Source organism: Ochrobactrum sp. P6BSIII, from assembly GCF_014138065.1.
GTDB lineage: Bacteria > Pseudomonadota > Alphaproteobacteria > Rhizobiales > Rhizobiaceae > Brucella.
Map to the genome: position 1 here is coordinate 191,676 of NZ_JACGXB010000006.1, position 22,659 is coordinate 214,334.

Sequence of the window (22,659 nt, forward strand, 5' to 3'; positions counted from 1 at the left end):
CTGCTCAGCTCCCGCGATAGGTCGAATAGGAAAAAGGCGAAACCAGAAGCGGCACATGATAATGCGCCTTTTCATCGGAAACACCAAAGCGCAACGGCACCACATCGAGAAACGGCACGCCGTCTTCGTCCTTGCCGAAATATTCGCCGACATGAAACAGGAGTTCATAGGAACCGCGCTGCAGGTCGCCATTGGCAAGCAGCGGCTCGCCGCTGCGCCCGTCCTGATTGGTGCGGATTTCCTTGATGCTGTGCGGCGTGTGATTCTCGATCCGGCGCAGTTCGATACGCAATCCAGCAGCCGGTTTGCCGCTGACCGTATCAAGCACATGGGTCGTCAACCGACCCGTCTTGCCCTCATCGCCGTGATGTCCCTGACCCATTTGCACTCCTGACCCCTTGCGCGATTCTCTGGCCCATGAACCTTGTTCATGAAACGGATCCGCTGCAAGTCGCTGATTTCACTCGGTTTGCCAGTACCGTTTTTGCTATCAAAGCACATTTATATGGCAGACCGGCCGCGTTCCCGCTTTTGTTCCCATCGTGAAGTATTCCGCCTTATTCGGCATTAAGAAAGAGCTTTCTCATTGGATGTCTTTCAAAATTTTGAAGGGGAATTCACACCGCAAATCTTTATTATCATGGGCAAAACCAAAGCGTGATCCACATGCCGTTGAACGGTTTTCGGAATGCGCTGGCGCTGACATCAAGGGGATATGGCATGAATTACCCACGCAATCTGATCGGCTATGGCCGGAACACACCTGATCCGCGCTGGCCCGGTGGGGCCAATATAGCCGTCCAATTCGTGGTCAATTACGAAGAAGGCGCCGAGAACTGCATTCTCGACGGCGATGCGGCGTCCGAATGCCTGTTGTCCGAAATCGTCGGCGGACAGGCCTGGAACGGCCAGCGCAACCTCAACATGGAATCCATCTACGAATATGGCGCGCGTTCCGGCTTCTGGCGTCTCTGGCGCGCCTTCACGCGACGCAACATGCCCGTCACCGTCTATGGCGTGACGCTGGCTATGGCGCGCAATCCCGAAGCCGTCGCCGCGATGAAGGAAGCCGATTGGGAAATCGCCAGTCACGGCCTGCGCTGGTGGGAATATAAGGACGTGCCGGAAGAGGTGGAACGCGAGCATATTCGCGAAGCCGTGCGCCTGCACACCGAAGTCACTGGCTCACGCCCGCTCGGCATTTATCAGGGCAAACCGTCCGACAACACGCTGAAGCTGGTGATGGAAGAAGGCGGCTTTGTCTATTCCGCCGATTCCTATGCCGATGAGCTGCCCTATTGGGTCAAAGGTCCCAAAGGTCCGCATCTGATCGTGCCCTACACGCTCGACGCCAACGATATGCGTTTTGCAACGCCGCAAGGTTTCAATTCCGGCGACCAGTTCTACACCTATCTAAAAGACGCCTTCGACGTGCTTTACCGCGAAGGCGCGGAAGGCGCGCCAAAAATGCTGTCCATCGGCCTGCATTGCCGTCTGGTCGGACGTCCGGGTCGCGCGGCAGCACTTGAACGTTTCCTCGATTATGTCCAGAGCCATGACAAGGTCTGGGTTGCCAAGCGCATCGACATTGCCAATCACTGGCACGAACACCACAAGCCGAAAGTGGCCGATGTGGTGCCATCGAAGGCCAGCAAGGCCGATTTCGTGGCCCGCTATGGCAGCATTTTTGAGCATTCGCCGTGGATCGCCGAGCGCGCCTTCGACGCTGGCTTCGCTGCCGCCGAGGACACGGCCTCCGGTCTTGCCGGTGCAATGACGAAAATCTTCCGCGCAGCCTCGCCCGAAGAGCGGCTTGGCGTTTTGAATGCCCACCCGGATCTCGCCGGCAAGCTGGCGCAGGCCAAGCGCCTGACCGCCGAATCCACCGCCGAACAGGCCGGTGCCGGTCTGGACGCGCTGACCGACGCGGAAAAGCAGACATTCACCCAACTGAACGATGCCTATACGCAGAAATTCGGCTTTCCCTTCATCATCGCCGTGAAGGGGCGCAACAAGAAGGAAATCCTCGACACGTTCCAGCGCCGCGTCGCCAATGACCGCGAGACCGAATTCGCTACCGCTTGCGCGCAAGTCGAGCGCATCGCGCTCTTGCGACTGAAGGACATCCTTCCAGAGACACTTTACTGATCAGGAACAGGAAAATGACCCGCACCTATTTCGCACCGACCGGCGGATTGCCGCCGCAGACGCAGCTTCTGACCGACCGCGCCATGTTCACGGAAGCCTATGCCGTCATTCCGAAAGGCACGTTCAGCGATATCGTGACCAGTTTCCTGCCTTTCTGGGAAAAGACCAGACTGTGGGTGATCGCGCGTCCGATGTCCGGTTTTGCCGAGACCTTCTCGCAATATATCATGGAAGTACAGCCGGGCGGCGGCAGCGACCGCGCCGAGCTTGACGACAGCGCCGAGGGCGTTCTGTTCGTGGTCGAAGGCGAAGTGACAGTCACCATTGCGGGCAAGACCCACACGCTCACCGAAGGCGGCTATGCCTATCTGCCGCCCAAGAGCGGCTGGAGCCTGCGCAACACCGCCAGCAAGACCGCGCGTTTCCACTGGGTTCGCAAGGCCTATGAATATGTGGACGGGCTCGATGTGCCGGAGCCGCTATTCCTCAATGAAAACGACATTGCCCCCTCGCCCATGCCGGACACCAATGGCGTTTGGGCGACGACGCGCTTTGTCGATCCGAACGATCTGCGCCACGACATGCATGTCACCATCGTTACCCTTGAGCCGGGCGGCGTGATCCCCTTTGCTGAAACGCATGTCATGGAGCACGGCCTCTATGTGCTGGAAGGCAAGGCAGTCTACCGGCTCAATCAGGACTGGGTGGAAGTGGAAGCCGGTGACTTCATGTGGCTGCGCGCTTTCTGCCCGCAGGCTTGCTATGCGGGCGGTCCGGGCAAGTTCCGCTATCTGCTGTACAAGGACGTGAACCGCCATATGAAACTGACGCGATAGACTGTCGTTTCAGCACGGTATCCGGCCAAAATGCGCCGGATACCTGCCGGTCACAACTGCCGCCCTGCTATTTTCAAGCAAACATTGCAGTGAAGACTATATTAGACTTCGATAACCTTTTACGATTATTCGCAGAAACAAGATAATTTGACGGGAATGTAGTTGAACGCACAGCTGAATTGTGCTCAATAAATTTTCAAAGCTCCCTTTTGGGTAACAGGCTTCAAAAGATCGTTTTTAGAGAGAAATATATTTATGAAAAACCATCGCGCGCTCGGCCTTGCTTGCACGCTGGCAGCACTTCTGGCAACGCCTGCTTTTGCAGCCCCCCTTCCGGGCGGCGCAAGCACCCTGCAGGAAACCTATCAGGACTGGACCGTCGCCTGCCAGACGCAGAAAGACACCAGCGTCTGCACAATCCGTCAGGAGCAGAACAGCTCCCAGACTGGTCAGCGCGTCCTGACCGCTGAACTGCGTAATGTCGCGGGCGGCAAGGTTGACGGTGTTATCCTGATGCCATTCGGTCTTGATCTGGCCAAAGGTGTGACCATCAAGATCGATGATGCAGTTGGTCCGACGCTCGCATTCTCCACCTGCCTCCCGCAGGGTTGCCTTGCACCGATTAGCTTCGAACTGAAACAGGTTGCAGCCATCAAGGCGGGTGCCAATATCAACGTGACGGCAACGGCTCTCAGCCCAAGCCAGCCGGTTGCCTTCAAGATATCACTGAAGGGTTTCGGCAGCGCGCTTGATCGTATCAGCAATCTGACGAAGTAATCGCAGAAACGAGATAGCGGATACGGTATGATATCCGCAGCATGCAACTATGCCGTACGACCTTCAGGCCGTGCGGCATTTTTGTTTTCAGCTTATTGTTTGCTTTAGCGCACATCTTATCCGAAAACCGTTTCACACTTTTCGGGATGTGCTTTACGCGAGCGTTCTGGAAATATGGGCCAGATGCCTGCGCCAGCGCAAAGTCATCATCACGGCAACAATGCCAAGACCGGCGGCAAGGCCAAGCCAGATGCCCTGCCCGCCCATGCCAAACTTGAAGGCGAGCAGCGCGCCAAGCGGCAGCCCCACACCCCAATAGCCAAGCAGCGCCAGAAACATCGGAACACGGGTGTCACGCATGCCGCGCAACATGCCCGCAGCAACCGCCTGTGCGCCGTCAACCGTCTGGAACAGAGCGGCCAGCGCAAGGAAGCTGACGGCCAGTTCCATGACGGCCAGATTTTCCGGATCATGCAGATCGAGAAACACGCCGATGAACAGGCGCGGGATCAGCACCATCAGGAGACCCATGATCATCATGAAGCCAACCCCCAGCGCATAGGCGCTCCAGCCCGCATAAGCCACCGCCCTGGGATTGCCCGCACCATAAGCGCGTCCAACGCGCACGGTCGCCACCTGCCCGAAACCGAGCGGCACCATGAAGCTGAGCGACGCGATCTGGATCGCCACGGCATGGGCCGCCATAGCGGTCGCGCTGATCCGGCCCATCATGACGACAGCGGCATAGAAGATCGAAGTTTCGAACACGAAAGTCAGCGCCATCGGAAAGCCGATGCGCCACAGCTCACGCAGGCGCGGCCAGTCGGGACGCCAGAACCGGCCGAACAGGTGATAGCGGCGGAAACGGCGATGACGCAGCGTGATCGCCGCCATGCCAAGAAACATCATTGTGCTGGAAAGCGTGGTCGCAATACCAGCGCCATGCAGTTCCATGCGCGGAATTCCGAAATGACCGAAGATCAGCGTCCATCCGGCCAGCGCGTTGAAGCCGATCGCTGCGCCTGCAATCAGCAATGTCCACATGGGCTTTTCCATCGCCGCGAAGAACGAGCGCAACACGATGTAGAACAGATAGGGCAGCAGCGCCCATTGCAGCGTGTGCATGAAGTCGGTCGAGCGCGCTGCGATATCCGGCTGCTGTCCGAGGAACAGGAATATCTCCTCGCAATGCCACAGCACGACCCAGATCGGGATCGAGATGATGATCGCCGTCCAGAAGCCCTGACGGACCGTGCGGCGCACATCGCGCACCGAATGGCGGTTCTTGCCGAGCGCGATGGCGATCATCGGCATGACAGCCGAAACAAGTCCCATCGAGAAGATGACCAGCGTGTGGTAGAAGCTCGTGGCCAGAAGCGCCGAGGCCAGCGTATCCTTGCCCAGACGCCCGATGAAGATAATGTCGGTTGCCGTCAATGCGGCTTGCGAAACATTGGTCAGGATCAGCGGCCAGCCAAGTTTCAGCGCCGCGGAAAGTTCCCTGCGCAAACGCTGCACGCTGTTCTGGTGGGGCTCATGAAAGCCCACATTGGTTGTACTGCTCACATTCCACTCCCCAGAATCATCCAGAGAGCCGTCACCCCGCCGGATAATTCAAAACCTGAAAACCACGCGCCGAGACATCAAAGACTCAGAGACCGGGTCAATCTGAGGAGAGTGGCGTCGCGTTACGATCATCGACCGTCCCATGCCGGCTAAGAGCCGCGCGTTGCTTTTCAAAAACAACGGCGCCCCAGCTTTTCGGGTTGCTCAATTTCAATGGGGAACGTTTTGCATGTTCCTGAAATTGATCCGGAGCCAAGCGGGCTGCGCATCGATATGCACAATTTAGCAGCACATGGATATCAGACTTGCTTAAAAGAGCAACACATCTTGAGACGTAAATTCTAACGAGCTGACACGCCGGGAAACCAGTTTTCACAGTCGTTATGAAAGCGCCCTTTACCGCCCGATAAATATTGACCCGGCGCTAGACCCAGCTACAAATATACTTGTTGTATTTTGCGAGGTTCCCATGCGCAGCACCAAGGTTATCCATATTGTCGGCTGTCACGCGGAAGGCGAAGTCGGCGATGTTATCGTCGGCGGTGTCGCGCCGCCGCCGGGTGACACGGTGTGGGAGCAGTCGCGCTTTATCGCCAGTGACGAAACCTTGCGTAATTTTGTGCTGAACGAGCCGCGCGGCGGCGTGTTCCGTCACATCAATCTGCTGGTGCCGCCGAAAGACCCGCGTGCGCAGATGGGGTTCATCATCATGGAGCCTGCCGATACGCCGCCAATGTCGGGCTCGAATTCGATCTGCGTTTCAACTGTGCTGCTCGACAGCGGCATTATCCCGATGCAGGAGCCGGTGACGCGCATGGTGCTGGAAGCGCCCGGCGGCCTCATTGAGGTGGAAGCCGAGTGCCGCAACGGCAAGGCCGAGCGCATCAGCGTGCGCAACGTGCCGTCTTTCGCCGACCGGCTGGATGCTGCGCTTGAAGTCGAGGGGCTTGGCACCATTACCGTCGATACGGCCTATGGCGGCGACAGTTTCGTCCTTATCGAGGCCGCGCAGATCGGCATGAAGATCGAGCCGGGTCAGGCGCGTGAACTGGCCGAGATCGGCGTGAAGATCACCAAGGCCGCCAATGAGCAGCTTGGTTTTCGCCACCCGGAAAAGGACTGGAACCACATTTCGTTTTGCCAGATCACCGAGCCGGTCACACGCGAAGGCGATGTTCTGACGGGCGTCAACACGGTGGCGATCCGTCCGGCCAAGCTCGACCGTTCACCGACGGGCACCGGCTGCTCGGCACGCATGGCCGTGCTGCACGCCAAGGGCCAGATGAAAGTGGGTGAGCGCTTCATCGGCAAATCTGTGCTTGGCACCGAGTTTCACTGCCGGCTGGACAGGCTGACCGAGCTTGGCGGCAAACCCGCCATCAGCCCGATCATTTCCGGTCGCGGATGGGTGACGGGCACCTCGCAGCTGATGCTCGATCCCAGCGATCCGTTTCCGGGTGGGTATCGGCTGTCCGACACCTGGCCCCGGGGCGAATAATATTCAGGTGCACCTTCTTTGCCGCCGCTCTTCTGACCTCTTTATCGAGCGCCACACCCATCACCCTGAGGTGCGGAGCGAAGCGCAGCCTCGAAGGGCGAGGTCCAGATGGAACAGGCAACGCAACGCTGGTCTCCCACGCCCTCGTTTCTTCGCTCCTTCGATCCTTCGAGACGGCCCTGCGGGCCTCCTCAGGATAAAGGCCGGTTGAAGCAAGAGCAAAGTGTGCAATAAAAAACCCCGCCTAAGCGGGGTTTTTCGATAGCGTAAAGCTATAACCTCACGCGAAGTCCAGCGCGCGGTCGCCGTTTTCATCCTTGATACGGGATGGCAGGCCGATATGGTTCAGGATGTTCAGGAAAGGCTTCGGGTTCAGCTCTTCCACATTGACCATCTTCTTCACGTCCCATTCGCCGGAAGCGATCAGGATTGCAGCGGCAACCGGCGGAACGCCAGCGGTATAGGAAATGCCCTGCGAACCCACTTCGTTGTAAGCGTCCTTATGGTCGGCAACGTTATAGATGAAGACTTCCTTCTCCTTGCCGTCCTTGGTGCCCTTGACGAAATCGCCAATGCAGGTCTTGCCCGTATAATCAGGCGCCAGCGACGACGGATCGGGCAGCACGGCCTTGACCACCTTGAGCGGCACGACTTCCAGACCTTCAGCGGTCTTGACCGGCTGTTCGGACAGGAGGCCGAGATTGTTCAGAACCGTGAAGACGTTGATGTAGTGATCGCCAAAGCCCATCCAGAAACGGACATCCGCATTCGGATAGTTCTTGGACAGTGAATGCACTTCATCATGGCCGGTCATATAGGCCTTGCTCGGACCGACGACGGGCAGATCGAACGTGTGGCCGACTTCGAACATCTTGTTCGACTGCCAGGCACCCTCCTGCCAGGAATAGACCGTGCCGGTGAATTCGCGGAAATTGATTTCCGGGTCGAAATTGGTCGAGAACCAGCGGCCATGCGAACCGGCATTGATGTCGACGATATCGATGGACTTCACTTCATCCAGATAATCGTCAGCGGCCAGACGCGCATAGGCGTTGACCACACCCGGGTCGAAGCCGATGCCGAGAATGGCGGTGATGCCCTTCTCTTCGCATTCCTTGAGGTGCTTCCATTCGTAATTGCCATACCATGGCGGCGTTTCGCAGATCTTCTTCGGATCTTCGTGAATGGCCGTGTCCATATAGGCAACGCCCGTATCGATACAGGCGCGAAGAACCGACATATTGAGGAAGGCCGAGCCGACATTGATGACGATCTGAACGCCCGTCTTCTGGATCAGAGCCTTGGTGGCTTCAACATCCAGAGCATCCAGCGCATGCGCTTCCAGCTTCACCTCGGTCTTGAGGCTCTTCTTTTCATGCACGCTATCGATAATCTTGCGGCATTTCTCAACCGTGCGGGACGCAATATGGATATCGCCCAATATGTCAGAGTTTTGCGCACATTTATGTGCAACAACCTGTGCCACGCCCCCGGCGCCGATAATGAGAACGTTCTTCTTCATTTTCTGTCGATGCTTCCTCTTCCAGCGGTTTCCCGCCATCTATTGACCGTCCCGATTGCCTTCTCATTCGGAACACATGAGTTCGTTGCAGCCTGAAGCCGCAACAGGATCTTTAGGAAAGCGACCCTTCAAAATCCGCGAAAGTGAATTCGCGGACAACATTGACCGTGCCATCAAGTTCACGCACGGCAATCGCAGGCATCTTCACGCCATTGAACCAGTTTTTCTTGACCATCGTATAACCGGCGGCATCCGCAAAAGAGAGGCGGTCGCCGACCTTCAGCTCCTGACCAAAGTTGAACTCGCCGAACACATCGCCCGCCAGGCACGACTTGCCGCAGACCATGTAACGATGCTCGCCTTCATTCGGCTCCATCTTCGCGGTTTCGCGATAGATCAGCAGATCGAGCATATGGGCTTCGATCGAGCTGTCGACGATGGCGAGGTTCTTGCCGTTGAACAGCGTGTCGAGAACCGTCACTTCCAGCGTCGTGGTCTTGGTGATCGAGGCTTCGCCGGGCTCCAGATAGACCTGCACGCCAAACTTTTCCGAAAACGCCTTCAGACGCGCGCAGAATTCATCGACCGGATAATTCTCACCGGTGAAATGAATGCCGCCGCCAAGGCTGACCCATTCAACCCGATGCAGAAGCGAGCCGAACTTGTCTTCGATCTCCGTCAGCATCTTGTCGAACAGACCGAAATCGGAGTTTTCGCAATTGTTGTGAATCATGAAGCCGGTGACGCGGTCCATGACCTTCTCGACCTTCGCCACATCCCATTCGCCAAGGCGGCTGAACGGCCGCGCCGGATCGGCGAGATCGAAGCTCGATGACGACACGCCCGGATTGAGACGCAGGCCGCGCTTGATATGCGCCGCCTTATCGGCAAAGCGATCCAGCTGGCCGATGGAATTGAAGATGATCTTGTCGGCATTGGCGATGACTTCGTCGATCTCGTGATCGGCATAGGCAACGCTATAGGCGTGGGTTTCGCCGCCAAATTTCTCGTGGCCGAGACGCACTTCATTGAGCGAGGACGAGGTCGTGCCGTCCATATACTGGCTCATGAAATCGAACACCGACCATGTCGCGAAGCATTTCAGCGCCAAAAGCGCCTTCGCACCGGACTTCTCGCGCACATAGGCGATCTTTTCCATGTTGCGCTTCAGCTTGGTCTTGTCGATCAGGTAATAAGGCGTCTGGATCATGGCTCTTCGGGTCGTCCAATGGGGAAATCTGGCCTGTCCAGCAAGGCTGGTCGCCACGTTGGGAAGAAGCGTCAGACGCTTCTTCTGGAATTATTCAAAGGCTTATAGGAAGCTTGTGACAGAAACACAAATCCGCCACAGCGCCATCGAGAAAAATTTCCCCATAAGCTGTCGCGGATCACTTCTGTTTTGGCTGCCCTGCCTTCAACGGTTGGCCCTGATATAGAGCTTTTCGCCAGAATTTGAACCCCTTACAAGCTTCTCCCTTGTTTTGATTGAAAGTCTTTGTGCACAGGCCCTGCTTCCTGCGTCCGATTGACGGCTCTATCATTGCCTGAAAAGTTGCCCGGATAATTAAACAAGCATTTGCTTGACAAATTACAGAGGCAGGCGTAGCGATTGGCATGCAGTTCGGACCGAGGGGCATTTTGGGCCCTCAATGTCCGGTTATTCAGATGTGTAAGGAAAAAATCATGCAGGACCAAACATCCGCTAGCGGCCAGCCCGCCGGTTGGGGAGACCTGTTTGCCGGTAAGAATGCCATCCGGTCGCTCACCCTTGTCGGCGGCGTCGCATTGCACGCCATCAACGTATTCATCGCGACGACCATCCTCCCAACGGTCGTCGCCGATATTGGCGGCATGGATTATTATGCCTGGAACACGGCGCTATTCGTGACGGCATCCATTCTAGGTTCGGCGCTCGTTCCGCGCCTGCTATCGCAAGCGGGTCCGCGCAGTGCTTATCTGATGGCGGCAATTATTTTTGCAGCCGGTACGCTGGCTTGCGGTCTCGCGCCATCCATGCCGGTCATGCTGGCCGGGCGCTCGGTGCAGGGCCTTGGCGGCGGCATGATGCTGGCCCTTTCCTATGCAATGATCCGCATCGTCTTCCCCGAAAACCTGTGGCCCCGCGCGATTGGCCTTGTTTCCGGCATGTGGGGCGTTGCAACCCTCGTCGGTCCGGCGATCGGCGGCATATTCGCCGAACTTGGCATCTGGCGCGCCGCCTTCTGGTCGCTGGCGCCGGTGATCGGCATCTTCGCCATCATGGCCATGGTTGTGCTGCCACGCGCCTCCGGCGATGCAGGCAGCCGCGCACCGCTGGCCTGGCCGCAGCTCATTCTGCTGACGGCGGCTGTGCTTGCCGTTTCTGCCGCCAGCATTTCGGTCAATGCCGTCATGAATACGGCAGGCGTCGCGCTGGCTGTCGTGCTGTTGCTCCTGCTCTTCATCATCGAGCGCAATTCGTCGCGGCGTATTCTTCCCAAAGGATCGTTCAGCCTCCACCGCCTCGGCGCGCTTTATCTGACGCTCGCCTTCCTCAGCGCCTCGGTAACCAGCGCGGAAGTGTTCGTGCCACTGTTCTTCCAGGTGCTGCACAACCAGTCGCCCCTGGTCGCCGGTTATCTGGCCGCCATCATGGGCGGAAGCTGGACGCTCGGCTCCATCGGTTCTTCAGGTGTTTCCTCCGGTCGTGTTGACCGGGTGATCATCGCCGCGCCGCTGATGGGCATAGCGGGCATGGTCACGCTTGCCGCTTTGGTCCCCGTTGGCAGCGATGGTCATTGGGTCAGCCTGCTGCCGATCTGTCTGGCGCTGGCAGTCATCGGCTTCGGCGTGGGCATGACTTGGCCGCATCTTCTGACGCGTATTTTCAAACGCGCCGATGCGGACGACCAGAATCTGGCGTCGGCCTCCGTCACCACCGTGCAGCTTTTCACCACCGCGCTCGGCGCATCACTGGCAGGCATGATCGCCAATATGGCAGGGCTCAGCAATCCGGGCGGATTTGCAGGCACCGCCAATGCCGCCATGTGGCTGTTCTCCGGCTTTGCCGTCATGTCGACGCTGGCATTCCTGTCTGCGCTGGCTTTGGTGCGCAGCGCAAGACAGCCGCAAGCGGCATCGTGCTGATCAGGAAGGATTGGCCGGGGTAAAAACATAGGCGCAGCGCCGCGCCCCGGCCAGAATATGCTCGGTACGGGCAACAGACACATCCGGGCCGAGAACCGCTTCAAAAACCTGAAGCTCGGCCCGGCAAAAACCCTGGCAGGCATCGGCAGCGGCACAGATGGGACAATGGTTCTCGACAAAAAGCCACGAACCGTCCTCCTGCCGCTCGGCATCCGCCATATAGCCTTCGGTCGAGCGGATATCTGCAAGCGCCTTGACGCGCTCGTCGAACTCCATGTCCTTGAGGCGCGCATGATACTGGCGGCGGGTTTCCGTCTCGCGATGCGCAACCAGCGTTTCCAGCGCGTCTTCACCAAGGATGGTGCGCACGGAATGCAGAAGCTGCACGGTCAGATCGGCATGGGTATCGGGAAAGCGCTTATTGCCGGGCTCTGTCAGATCCCAGAACTGCGAGGGACGGCCTACGCCCTGCGAAACGGAATGCGGCGCAACGAGACCTTCCTCGGCCAGCCGCACCAGCTGCTGGCGCACCGCCTCGCCGGTCGTGCCGAGATGGTCGCCGATTGCGGCAGCCGTCTGCGCACCGCGCATCTTGAGCGCCAGCATGATGCGTTCCGCGGGCGAACGTGCTCCCGAAAGGTCCGTATTTAGAAAGTCATTCCTTGACATATTGCCTGTTTTCGATTTAAAGAAGCATTATCTTGTTAAATTAAGCGATCCGATCTGAATTATCAAGATAGTTGTATATCAAGGAGTCTAAAATGAGCTTCACCTTGCCTCCGCTTCCCTATGCGACCAACGCTCTTGAAGGCGTCGGCATGGGCACCGAAACACTTGAGCTGCACCATGGCAAGCACCATCAGGCCTACGTAACGGCGCTGAATGGCTTCGTCGAGAAGAACGATGCGCTCAAGGGCAAGTCGCTTGAGGAAATCGTGCTCTTTGCGAAAGACAAGGCCGATCTCGCTCCGGTCTTCAACAATGCCGGCCAGCATTGGAACCACGATCTGTTCTGGCAGAACCTGTCGGCAAACGGCGGACGCCTTCCGGGCGCGCTGGAAAAGAAGATCGTCGAGGATTTCGGCGGCGTCGACCAGTTCAAGGAAGCCTTCAAGACGGCGGCTGTCGGCCAGTTCGGCTCGGGCTGGGCGTGGCTGGTTCTGGCCAATGACGGCAAGTTGAAGGTCACCAAGACGCCAAATGGCTCCAATCCGCTGGCAACCGGCGAAGGCAAGGCGCTATTAGGGCTTGATGTCTGGGAACATAGCTATTATCTCGATTTCCGTAATCGTCGGCCTGACTATGTAACGAACTTCCTCGACAAGCTGGCCAACTACGAATTCGCGGAAGCCACCCTGAAGGCAGCCTGACGCGCTTATATTAATTGCGATCAAAGCGGCCTGCCTGCTCAGGATGCAAACTCCACGGAGTTGCATCTATGCGGGCGGGCCGCAGCAATGACCGATAAAGACCAAACCAACCGACCCAATCCATAAGGCGCCGTCCTCCCAAGCGTGGCGCCGGAGAACAACAGAGACAGTTCCGAAGATGAGCAGCAACTTTAATCAGGAAACCGTCACCGACATCCATCACTGGACCGACACGCTGTTTTCCTTCCGTACAACGCGTGATCCGGGCTTCCGCTTCCAGAGCGGCCAGTTCATCATGATGGGCCTCGAAGTGAACGGCAAGCCGCTCACCCGCGCCTATTCCATTGCCTCGAGCCTCTATGAGGACGGGCTGGAATTCTTCTCGATCAAGGTGCCGAACGGTCCGCTGACCTCCAAGCTCCAGCATCTGAAAGTTGGCGACCAGATCATCCTGTCCAAGAAGCCGGTCGGCACGCTGCTCTATGACAATCTGAAGCCCGGCAAGAATCTGTGGCTGCTCTCGACCGGCACCGGCCTTGCGCCGTTCCTTTCGATCATTCGTGATCTGGAAGCCTATGAGCGCTATGAGAAGATCATTCTCGTTCATGGCGTGCGTCAGGTAGCAGAATTGGCCTATACGGATTTCATTTCCAACGAATTGCCGCAGGACGAATTCCTCGGCGAGATGGCCGCAAAGCAGCTCATCTATTACCCGACCGTCACCCGTGAGCCTTACAAGAACCGCGGACGCCTGACCGATCTCATTCGCTCCGGCCAGATCTTCACCGATATCGACATGCCGGAACTCAATCTGGAAGACGATCGTGTGATGCTGTGCGGCAGCCCGGAAATGCTGGCAGAAACCAAGCAGCTTCTGGAAGAACGCGGTTTCAAGGAAGGCAGCCAGAGCGAAGCCGGTCATTTCGTGATCGAAAAGGCTTTCGTCGAAAAATAAGTTTTGCAGTTCTGCAAACAGGAAAAGGGAGGCAATCGCCTCCCTTTTTTCATTTCAGCTCTTCGAAATCGAGCCCGATATCGAGGTTCGGCGCGCTGTGCGTGGTCCAGCCAACCGAGATCAGATCGACACCGCTGGCAGCAACCGCCGCCACTGTTTCCGGCGTGATACCGCCGGAGGCTTCCGAAATGGCGCGCCCATCGATCACCGATACCGCCTCGCGCAATTGCGCTGGCGACATATTGTCGAGCAGCACCGCATCCACGCCCGTCGCCATGGCTTCATCGAGCTGTTGCAGCGTATCGACTTCGACCTCGATCTTGACCATGTGACCGGCACCGGCCTTGGCACGTTCGATGGCCTCACGCACACCGCCAGCGACCGCGATGTGATTGTCCTTGATCAGCACCGCGTCATAGAGCGCGAAACGGTGGTTCATGCCGCCGCCTGCCCTCACCGCATATTTCTGCAAGGCACGCAGCCCCGGCGTCGTCTTGCGCGTGCAGACGATGGAAGCCTTGGTGCCCTGAACAGCCTTGACCAGATTGGCCGTTGCCGTGGCAATGCCGGAGAGGTGACCGAGAAAATTGAGCGCGGTCCGCTCACCCGCCAGAATGGAGCGGGAGGAGCCGGAAACGCGGGCGACATCCGCCCCTTTTTCAAGAGACTGACCGTCCCGCGCGAGACGTTCGAATGTGACATCCGGATCGACCAGACGAAACGCCATTTCGGCCACATCCAGCCCGGCGATGACGCCCGGCTGGCGCAGGCTGAACAGCATGGCCGAGCGGTGATCCTCCGGCACCACTGCATTGCTGGTAATATCGCCAGCGAGCCCCAGATCTTCCAGAAGTGCGGCGCGCACCAGCGGTTCGACGACAAGCGGAGACAAGCGCGGCAGGTTCATCATGCAGTCCTTGGAATTCGTTGAAGTAAGCGTTCGGGGGCGGCGATGTCGCGGGCAAGCGCGAATGCCGTCTCGAAAGTGTGGAAGCGACGCTTGGCCTCCGCGTGTTTCTGCGGGTGGTCGGTGCGGGCATGGCTGCCGCGCGACTCGCGCCGTTCAAATGCCGCAACCGCAGCGACCAGCGCCACGGCTGCGGCATCGTCGGTCTCCGCGAGGGGGAGAAGGGTGGTGATTGCAGAACGCAAACCTTCTTCATCACGCAGCAGGCCAAGATGGCTAGAAACAATGCGCCGTACCAGTTCCGGATCGGAACTCTGCGGCAAGCTGACAGGCACGGGATGCCGCACGGCGACCGCCTCTTCACAGCCAAGCGCGCGGGCGGCGCGCAGCCCCATGGCGGCGGCTTCAAGCAGCGAATTGCTGGCAAGACGGTTGGCGCCGTGCAAGCCGGTGCAGGCCGCTTCGCCCACGGCCCAGAGACCCAGCAGGCTGCTGCGCCCGTCGGCGTCGGCCCTGATCCCGCCCATATGGTAATGCGTGGCCGGCGTGACCGGGATCAGATCACCGGACGGATCGATGCCATGCTGTTTGCAAAGCGCATCGATACCGGGAAACCGCGTTGCAAAATGCGCGCCCAGAGCCGTGCGTGCATCGAGATAGACCTTGCGCCCTTGCGCGATCTCGCTGCCGATGGCCCGCGCCACCACATCACGGGGCGCAAGCTCGCGGCCCGGAACATCCGCCATGAAGCGCCCGCCGCGATCATTGACAAGTTGAGCGCCCTCCCCGCGCACAGCCTCGCTGATCAGCGGCAGGCGCGGCGCGGAAACGGCTAGCGCGGTCGGATGGAATTGCACGAACTCCATATCGGCAAGTACAGCGCCTGCGCGGCCAGCCAATGCGGCTCCCTGACCGAGATTGCCGAGCGGCGTGGTTGTTGCGTTATAAAGTCCGCCGACCCCGCCCGTCGCCAAAACCACGGCGCGCGCTGCAACCGGGCCGACATTTTCAAGACAAGCACCGACGACACGACCATCCTGCCGCATGAGCCGGAGAGCGCGGGTGTTTTCCATGACGGTGATTGAAGGCGTCGCCAGAACCTTGGCGGTCAAAGCGCGCATGATGCCCGCCCCTGTCGCATCGCCATCCACATGCACAATGCGATGACGGCTGTGGGCGGCTTCCAGACCGAGTGAAAATGAACCGTCCGCCTTGCGGTCGAAGTGCACGCCATGGGCTTCCAGCGCGTCAACGACGTCCGCGCCTGCTGCTATGATTTCGGCTGCCACGCCCCGGTCACACAGGCCGTCGCCAGCCGCAATCGTATCGGCCAGATGCGATGCAGCGCTGTCATCCGCGCCAACACTTGCGGCAATGCCGCCTTGCGCCAGCGTGCTGGAACCGGACAGGCCGAGGCTTCCCGCTGTCACCAGCAACACCGGCTGTGGAGACAGCGTGAGCGCCGTCATCAGACCGGCAAGGCCGCTGCCAATGACAAGGACCGGGGTCGTAGTCATACCGCCAGCATCCGCTCGACGGCGCGCCGGGCGGGCTCCATCAGTGCTGCATCGACAGTCACTTCATGGCGATTGTTTTCCAGCGCATCGCGAATATTGGCAAGCGTGATCCGCTTCATATGCGGGCAGAGATTGCACGGGCGGATGAACTCGACATCCGGGTGATTAACGGCAACATTGTCGCTCATCGAGCATTCAGTCAAAAGCACGACACGCTGCGGCTTCTTCTCGCCGACATAGTCCGACATGACCGCAGTGGAACCGGCGAAATCGGCGACCGCCACCACTTCCGGCGGGCATTCGGGATGGGCCAGAACCACCACGCCGGGGTGGCTTTCGCGCAATTCGCGGATATCGTCTGGAGTGAACCGCTCATGCACCTCGCAATGGCCATGCCAGGCGAGAATTTCGACATCGGTTTCGCGGGCCACATTCTGCGCCAGAAACTCGTCGGGGATCATCAGCACGCGCGGTACGCCAAGCGATTCCACCACCTTTTTGGCATTGCCGGAGGTGCAGCAAATATCGGATGCCGCCTTCACGGCAGCAGATGTGTTGACATAGGTGATGATCGGCACGCCGGGATGCGCCTCGCGCAGCAGCGCCACATCTTCCGGCGTGATGCTGTCGGCCAGCGAACAGCCCGCAGCCATATCGGGGATCAGCACCGTCTTGCTGGGATTGAGCAGCTTGGCCGTCTCGGCCATGAAATGCACGCCCGCCAGCACGATCACATCGGCATCGACCTCAGCAGCCTTGCGCGCCAGCGCCAGACTGTCGCCGACAATATCGGCTACGCAGTGGAAGATTTCCGGCGTCTGGTAATTATGCGCAAGGATGACGGCATTGCGCTTTTTCTTCAGCTCAAGAATGGCCGCGACATCGTCTTCGAAGCCCAGCCACTCCGCCTTGGGCAGCACCTTGGCCACGCGGTCATAGAGTTGCGAAACGGAAACATGATCGTTCATGTGCGAGCCTCCCAGCTCATCGACATGCGTTTACGCATCAACCTCACACGAAAGCGTTTTGCGCTTTTGCTGGAAACACGCTGGCATGCCCATTTATACTCAACTTGAGTATTTCATGTTTATGAACTTATACTCGATTCGAGTATATTGTCAATCGCGGGAGATTGGCAGCTTGGCTCCGGCCAGATGGCGCTCGGAAAGGGCGCGTTCCTCGACAATCGAGTAGCGGAAACGGAACAGTTTTGCCGGGCGACCGCCGGTTTCGCTGTCGCTTTCGCCGGTTTCCTCGACGAGATCCTGCTGCTCGATCAGGCGGCGGAAATTCTGCTTATGCAGGCGCAGACCCGCCAGCGCTTCGACAGTCCGCTGGAGTTGTAAAAGCGTAAAACTGTCCGGCATCAATTCGAACACCACCGGGCGATATTTGATCTTGGCGCGCAGCCGCGCAATCGCCGTGGCGAGGATGCGGCGATGATCGGCAAACATGGAGCGACCGTTCTCGTCTTCCTTCATCCCGGCTTCCGCCACCAGACCGGCCTCGAACAGCAGCTCATAGCGTTGCAGCACGAGGTCTTCGTTCCAGCGCCCGCCCCACTCTCCATTGTCAAAGCCGAAGGTGAACGAGATGCGCCGCATGCGCTGCGCCGTCAATTCCGGCGTTTCGGCCCGATAGGCCCAGACAAGGAGCGCATTGTTGAGATGCTCCATGATGGCCGGTTCGCCCTGACGGTGATCTTCCCACGGCAGATAATCATACCAGCCGCGCCAGCCCGCCTGCCCTGCCGCCGCATCGCTTTCGCGCACAAGGCCGAGATAGCTGATCGAGATGATGCGTTCGCCCTGTGCGTGACGGTCACGGTCGGCAAAGGTGTAGAGCTGTTCCAGATAGCCGACCGGATGCGCGGTTTCCGACTGCACCCAGGCGCGCAGACCGGATTGCAACGAACGGTGCTCGCTTTCGAACGGGCCAGAGGGAAGAGCCTGCCCCTGTCGCACAGTCATGACGCGCGGCTGTTCGCTGGTCACAGCGGCCAGCACGGCAATCAGTTCGGTATGGGCAATATCGTCGGTCACAGCAACTCCGGAAAACACTTCCGACATTGAACGCGATTGACGAATAATTACAAGGCGCTACCGCCATACGGCACAGAATTTAAGGGTTAAGTTTTCGGTTTAGCGCCGAAAACATGCTCCGGCCCCGGGAATGTGCGCGCCCTCACCTCCTCGGCATAGGCTTTCGCCGCATCGGACACTTGCGGCGCCAATTGTGCAAAGCGCTTCACGAAGCGCGGTGTGAAATCCTGAAACAGCCCCAGCATATCGTCCGAAACCAATATCTGCCCGTCGCAGGCAGCCGACGCGCCTATGCCAACCGTCGGCACGGAAAGCGATGTGGTGATCTCGCGCGCCAGCGGCTCCACTGTGCCCTCAATGACCAGCGCAAACACACCGGCATCGGCGACAGCCTGCGCATCGCGACGAATACGGTCGGCCTCATCGTCATCGCGTCCGAGCGAGCGGAAGCCGCCAACCGTATTGACCTGTTGCGGCATCAGGCCGACATGACCGAACACCGGAATGCCCCGCCGGACCAGAAAATCGATCGTTTCGGCCATTTCCTCGCCGCCTTCAAGCTTGACGCCGTCACAACCGGTTTCCTGCATCACGCGGGCGGCATTGCGGAACGCCTGTTCCTTCGATTCCTGATAGGAACCGAACGGCATATCGACGATGACGCAAGCCGTCTCGGCGCCGCGCATCACCGCCTGCCCATGGGCGATCATCATGTCAAGCGTGACAGCAAGGGTGGAATCCATGCCGTAAAGCACCATGCCGAGCGAGTCCCCCACCAGCAGCAGGTCGCAATGCGGATCGAGCAGCCGCGCTATCGGCGTCGTATAGGCGGTGAGACTGACAATCGGGCGTTCGCCCTTCAGGGCCGAAATGGCCTTGGGCGTCAGTCGCTTCTTTTTGACGGGTGCGCTCATCTCAGGCCGCCTGCTCCTGTGCGACATGCGCAATGACGCGATTGTCGAGAAGCCGCGTTGTGCCAAGCCGCACGAACAGCGCAATCAGCACGGGCCGCCCCTGCACCGCCGTCAGGCGTTCCAGCGTTTCGGGGTCGCGCAGCGCCACAACTTCCGGCGTCGCGAGTGGTTCCGTGGCGATAAATGCACGAATTGCCGCTTCCAGCGCGTCAGGATCGTCCACACCGGACTGATAAAGCCGCTCGGCTTCATCGAGCGCTTTCGGCACGATAATGGCGGCAGCGCGCTGCTCCGGCGACAGATAGACATTGCGGGACGAACAGGCGAGCCCGTCATCCTCCCGCACGGTCTTGACGCCAACCACACGCACGGGAATGGCCATGTCGTCCACCATACGGCGGATGATGACGAGCTGCTGAAAGTCCTTTTCGCCGAAATAGGCAGCATCGGGACCAACGATATTGAAGAGCTTGCTGACTACCGTTGCGACACCGGCGAAGTGGCCGGGACGCGCCTCGCCTTCCATCTGGTTGCCAAGGGTGGGCACATCCACCACGGTCTGCATCGGGCGCGGATACATGTCACTGACGGCTGGCGCGAAGAGGTAATCGACCTCCGCCCCGCGCAACAGAGTGGCATCGCGCTCCAGATCACGCGGATATTTATCAAGATCCTCGTTAGCGCCGAATTGCAGCGGGTTGACGAAGATCGACACGACAGTCACGTCATTGTCGGCACGCGACCGGTGAACAAGTTCCAGATGGCCTTTGTGAAGATAGCCCATGGTCGGCACGAAGCCGATGCGCTTGCCCGCACGACGCGCAGGCGCCAGAACCTGCCGCAACTCCTCGATGGTGCGGATAATCTGCATGCGCGTTCCTCCTCGCGGCCAAATTGATGGCGAGGACTCCTACCGTGTCAGGTCTAATATGACAACAGGCTGTATCAGATCATTGCGGCGTGACCGCCGCCCCCACCGTATTGCCGACAGCACGACCGAAACGGTCGATCTGCTCGTCATAGGTTTTGCGCGTGTTTGGATCAAACACGGCAATCGGCGCTGTGACCACAAGGGAGGCCGCCGTACCGACGCCCTGCGCCGTGCCAATCGCCACCGCACCCAGACGGTCGCCGAGGCCGATCTGCGAATCCGTGATGGTCTGGCCCGCGACAAGACGCTGACCGATCAGCTGCACGACCTCAGGACTGGAGGCAAATTTGCCATGGTTGAGCCTGTCGCCCGATTTGAGCTTGGTGAGATCTATGACGGTAATGCCCGCCTGCTCAAGCCCCGAACGGTAAGGTTCGATGGACGGATCGATCTGGCCCAGACGGTCGATATTGCCCGAAATGCGCCGCGACAGCGCAAGCGCGCGGTCGTCGCGCGAGGTGAACAGCGTGAAGCGCGGATGATCCTTGCCCATCGCCAAAAACTGCTTGGCAAACACGTCCACGTCCAGATCGGGCGATGCCAGAATGACGTCTGTGACCTTGGCATTCACACGTCCGTCGCGGATGGCCATCTGGCGCAGCGCTTCAACGGTCAGCCAGCTGCCCATGGAATGGGCCATGACGGTGATGTCCTTCACCTCCGGCTCGCGGGCAATGGCGCGCAGCACCTGCTCCAGCGCATCGCGGGAATAGTTGGTGCTTTCCTTGTCGTAATTATAGTCGAACACACTGGCACGCGACGGCCAGGTGAAGATCACCGGCGCAACATCGGCCCCGGAATCGTGCACGATCTGCGCAAAGCGATAGACGGAATCTTCAAATGTATTGTTGAAGCCGTGCACGAACACCATCACGCGGCGGCTCTTGGTGAGATGGGGGCGAACCCAGCCCGCCACTTCAACATCGGTCTTGATCGGCGTCACGCTGACGGTGGTAAAATCGGTCTGCGGATTGGGCGGCAGCTTCTTCGGCCATTGCACCTCACCCGCCTTGCGGTTCTTTTCCGGCGGAATGGACACGACGATATCATTGATCGAGACCAGCTTGTCGCGCTCGCCGGAGAAGAGAATACCGGGATTGTCGGATGGGCGACGTGTGGTCGCAACGAGGAGGTCGACCTTGGTCGCTCCGGGCGTGGTCACGTCGCCGACAGGCAGAAGCACGCCTTCAGGACGGCCGGCGCAGCCTGCGAGCAGTGTCATCAAAACAAGCAATGCAGGCACAGCCCGACGAAACATGCTCTGCAAAACCAAGCTCCCTTTACGCCACCGCTTCAACCAAAAATCAGAACCGATTTCTGGAAGCCAAGACGCGCCACGTCAATAAACCCGAGTTTCTTTTACACTGCGAATTTTGCAGGTTAACATATTCTTTACCGGAAAAGATCTGCCAAGCCCCTTTTATCACCCGCAGAACGATCGCAGGCCGGCTGCGACTTATCGGTTACACACTGTTCAGCAACTAACACTTTTCGCGAACACCCTGACCGCCGATATAGGGACCAACAGCAAACGTAACTCCCTGAACAAAGGAGGCAATCATGGCTTTGGAACTTACCGGACTGCACCACCTGACGGCTATCACCGCCAATGCGCCGGGCAACCGTCGCTTCTACACCGATACGCTCGGGCTGCGGCTCGTCAAGAAGACCGTCAATCAGGACGATACCAGCGCCTACCATCTGTTCTATGCCGATGGTCTGGCATCGCCAGGCACCGACATCACCTTCTTCGACTGGCCGGTTGAGCGCGAACGCCGCGGCACCAACAGCGTGGCCCGCACGGGTCTGCGCGTGAATGGCGTCGAAAGTCTCGACTGGTGGCGCAAGCGCCTGAACGAACAGGGCATTGAAACCGGCGATATCTTTGAAGTGGCCGGTCGTGCCGTGCTCGATTTCGAAGACCCGGAAGGCCAGCGTCTACGGCTGACCGACGATGGCGGTGCAGGCGACGCCCATAGCTGGGACAGAAGCCCTGTTCCAGCCGATAGGCAGATTCGCGGCCTCGGCCCGATCACGCTCAGCGTTCCAGACCTCGCGCCGACCAAGATTGTGCTCGAAAAGCTGATGAACATGAGCGAGACCGGCGACTATGCCTCGCCCGATGGCGAAGGCCATGTCCATGTCTTCTCCATGGGACCGGGCGGTGCGGCAGCCGAATTGCATGTCGCCGTGCAGCCAAACCTGCCGACAGCATGGCAGGGTGCGGGAGCCGTGCACCACGTCGCCTTCCGCACGCCCGATCAGGAAAGCATGCAGGAATGGGTCGAACGCCTGCGGTCGCTGCGGGTGCCGTCCAGCGGTGAGGTCGAGCGCTACTATTTCCGTTCGCTCTACTTCCACGAACCAAATGGCATCCTGTTCGAGATCGCAACCGACGGTCCGGGCTTTGCCGTCGACGAACCGCTGGAGAGCCTCGGCGAGAGCCTGTCGCTGCCGCCTTTTCTGGAAAGTAAGCGCGCAGCCATCGAAAAGGGCCTCAAGCCATTAGACTAAAAAGTAAAAAGGGCCGCCGGAGAGATCCGGCGGCCC

At 59.0% G+C, this 22,659-nt stretch carries 20 protein-coding genes; 8 read left to right on the plus strand and 12 right to left on the minus strand.

Going from position 1 to position 22,659, the window contains the following annotated elements; all coding sequences use genetic code 11:
* Nucleotides 1-4 precede the first annotated feature (4 nt).
* Complete coding sequence (uraH, locus tag FHW00_RS10695) at nt 5-382, minus strand: hydroxyisourate hydrolase (protein WP_078337955.1); 378 nt, start codon at nt 380-382, stop codon at nt 5-7.
* A gap of 338 nt (nt 383-720) precedes the next feature.
* Between uraH and puuE the strand changes: the two genes are divergently transcribed.
* From puuE to FHW00_RS10710, 3 genes are all read left to right on the plus strand, one after another.
* Complete coding sequence (gene puuE, locus FHW00_RS10700) at nt 721-2,148, plus strand: allantoinase PuuE (protein ID WP_078338116.1); 1,428 nt, start codon at nt 721-723, stop codon at nt 2,146-2,148.
* A gap of 14 nt (nt 2,149-2,162) precedes the next feature.
* Entirely contained in the window at nt 2,163-2,984 is an 822-nt protein-coding gene (locus tag FHW00_RS10705) for a bifunctional allantoicase/(S)-ureidoglycine aminohydrolase (protein WP_078337954.1), read from the plus strand.
* Nucleotides 2,985-3,239: 255 nt separating this feature from the next.
* Entirely contained in the window at nt 3,240-3,761 is a 522-nt protein-coding gene (locus FHW00_RS10710) for an invasion associated locus B family protein (RefSeq protein ID WP_078337953.1), read from the plus strand.
* 153 nt (nt 3,762-3,914) lie between these two features.
* Here FHW00_RS10710 and FHW00_RS10715 read toward each other — a convergent pair whose 3' ends face one another.
* Nucleotides 3,915-5,327: an MATE family efflux transporter gene (locus FHW00_RS10715; RefSeq protein WP_078337952.1), complete on the minus strand. Its 1,413-nt coding sequence runs from the start codon at nt 5,325-5,327 to the stop codon at nt 3,915-3,917.
* A gap of 469 nt (nt 5,328-5,796) precedes the next feature.
* On the opposite strand from FHW00_RS10715, the gene FHW00_RS10720 reads away from it, so the two are divergent.
* On the plus strand, nt 5,797-6,825 hold the full coding sequence (locus FHW00_RS10720) for a trans-3-hydroxy-L-proline dehydratase (protein WP_078337951.1): 1,029 nt from the start codon (nt 5,797-5,799) through the stop codon (nt 6,823-6,825).
* A gap of 280 nt (nt 6,826-7,105) precedes the next feature.
* On the opposite strand, the gene FHW00_RS10725 is transcribed toward FHW00_RS10720, so the two are convergent.
* Nucleotides 7,106-8,347: a saccharopine dehydrogenase family protein gene (locus FHW00_RS10725; protein WP_078337950.1), complete on the minus strand. Its 1,242-nt coding sequence runs from the start codon at nt 8,345-8,347 to the stop codon at nt 7,106-7,108.
* Nucleotides 8,348-8,459: 112 nt separating this feature from the next.
* Entirely contained in the window at nt 8,460-9,557 is a 1,098-nt protein-coding gene (gene nspC / locus FHW00_RS10730; protein ID WP_078337949.1) for a carboxynorspermidine decarboxylase, read from the minus strand.
* Between the two features lie 473 nt (nt 9,558-10,030).
* On the opposite strand from nspC, the gene FHW00_RS10735 reads away from it, so the two are divergent.
* Nucleotides 10,031-11,473: an MFS transporter gene (locus FHW00_RS10735; RefSeq protein ID WP_078337948.1), complete on the plus strand. Its 1,443-nt coding sequence runs from the start codon at nt 10,031-10,033 to the stop codon at nt 11,471-11,473.
* On the opposite strand, the gene FHW00_RS10740 is transcribed toward FHW00_RS10735, so the two are convergent.
* Nucleotides 11,474-12,079: a helix-turn-helix transcriptional regulator gene (locus tag FHW00_RS10740; protein ID WP_078337947.1), complete on the minus strand. Its 606-nt coding sequence runs from the start codon at nt 12,077-12,079 to the stop codon at nt 11,474-11,476.
* 155 nt (nt 12,080-12,234) lie between these two features.
* Between FHW00_RS10740 and FHW00_RS10745 the strand changes: the two genes are divergently transcribed.
* On the plus strand, nt 12,235-12,843 hold the full coding sequence (locus FHW00_RS10745) for a superoxide dismutase (RefSeq protein ID WP_078337946.1): 609 nt from the start codon (nt 12,235-12,237) through the stop codon (nt 12,841-12,843).
* Nucleotides 12,844-13,021: 178 nt separating this feature from the next.
* The gene (locus FHW00_RS10750) at nt 13,022-13,798 is read left to right on the plus strand and encodes a ferredoxin--NADP reductase (RefSeq protein ID WP_078337945.1); all 777 of its coding nucleotides are present in this window, start codon (nt 13,022-13,024) and stop codon (nt 13,796-13,798) included.
* Nucleotides 13,799-13,847: 49 nt separating this feature from the next.
* On the opposite strand, the gene nadC is transcribed toward FHW00_RS10750, so the two are convergent.
* From nadC to FHW00_RS10785, 7 genes are all read right to left on the minus strand, one after another.
* Nucleotides 13,848-14,705, minus strand: coding sequence for a carboxylating nicotinate-nucleotide diphosphorylase (nadC, locus tag FHW00_RS10755; RefSeq protein ID WP_078338115.1), 858 nt, complete (start codon nt 14,703-14,705; stop codon nt 13,848-13,850).
* Nucleotides 14,705-16,222 carry an L-aspartate oxidase gene (locus tag FHW00_RS10760; RefSeq protein ID WP_078337944.1) on the minus strand — a complete coding sequence of 506 codons (1,518 nt, stop codon included), beginning with the start codon at nt 16,220-16,222 and terminating at the stop codon, nt 14,705-14,707. The genes nadC and FHW00_RS10760 overlap by 1 nt, the downstream gene beginning before the upstream one ends.
* Nucleotides 16,219-17,190, minus strand: coding sequence for a quinolinate synthase NadA (nadA, locus tag FHW00_RS10765; RefSeq protein WP_113533692.1), 972 nt, complete (start codon nt 17,188-17,190; stop codon nt 16,219-16,221). The genes FHW00_RS10760 and nadA overlap by 4 nt, the downstream gene beginning before the upstream one ends.
* A gap of 150 nt (nt 17,191-17,340) precedes the next feature.
* Complete coding sequence (locus FHW00_RS10770; RefSeq protein WP_078337943.1) at nt 17,341-18,291, minus strand: NUDIX hydrolase; 951 nt, start codon at nt 18,289-18,291, stop codon at nt 17,341-17,343.
* A 59-nt stretch (nt 18,292-18,350) separates the two neighbouring features.
* The gene (panB, locus tag FHW00_RS10775; RefSeq protein WP_078337942.1) at nt 18,351-19,178 is read right to left on the minus strand and encodes a 3-methyl-2-oxobutanoate hydroxymethyltransferase; all 828 of its coding nucleotides are present in this window, start codon (nt 19,176-19,178) and stop codon (nt 18,351-18,353) included.
* Nucleotide 19,179: 1 nt separating this feature from the next.
* Nucleotides 19,180-20,049, minus strand: coding sequence for a pantoate--beta-alanine ligase (gene panC, locus FHW00_RS10780; protein WP_078337941.1), 870 nt, complete (start codon nt 20,047-20,049; stop codon nt 19,180-19,182).
* A gap of 79 nt (nt 20,050-20,128) precedes the next feature.
* On the minus strand, nt 20,129-21,367 hold the full coding sequence (locus FHW00_RS10785) for an alpha/beta hydrolase (RefSeq protein WP_113533694.1): 1,239 nt from the start codon (nt 21,365-21,367) through the stop codon (nt 20,129-20,131).
* 302 nt (nt 21,368-21,669) lie between these two features.
* Between FHW00_RS10785 and FHW00_RS10790 the strand changes: the two genes are divergently transcribed.
* Nucleotides 21,670-22,623, plus strand: coding sequence for a ring-cleaving dioxygenase (locus FHW00_RS10790; protein WP_078337939.1), 954 nt, complete (start codon nt 21,670-21,672; stop codon nt 22,621-22,623).
* The last annotated feature ends 36 nt before the right edge of the window (nt 22,624-22,659 follow it).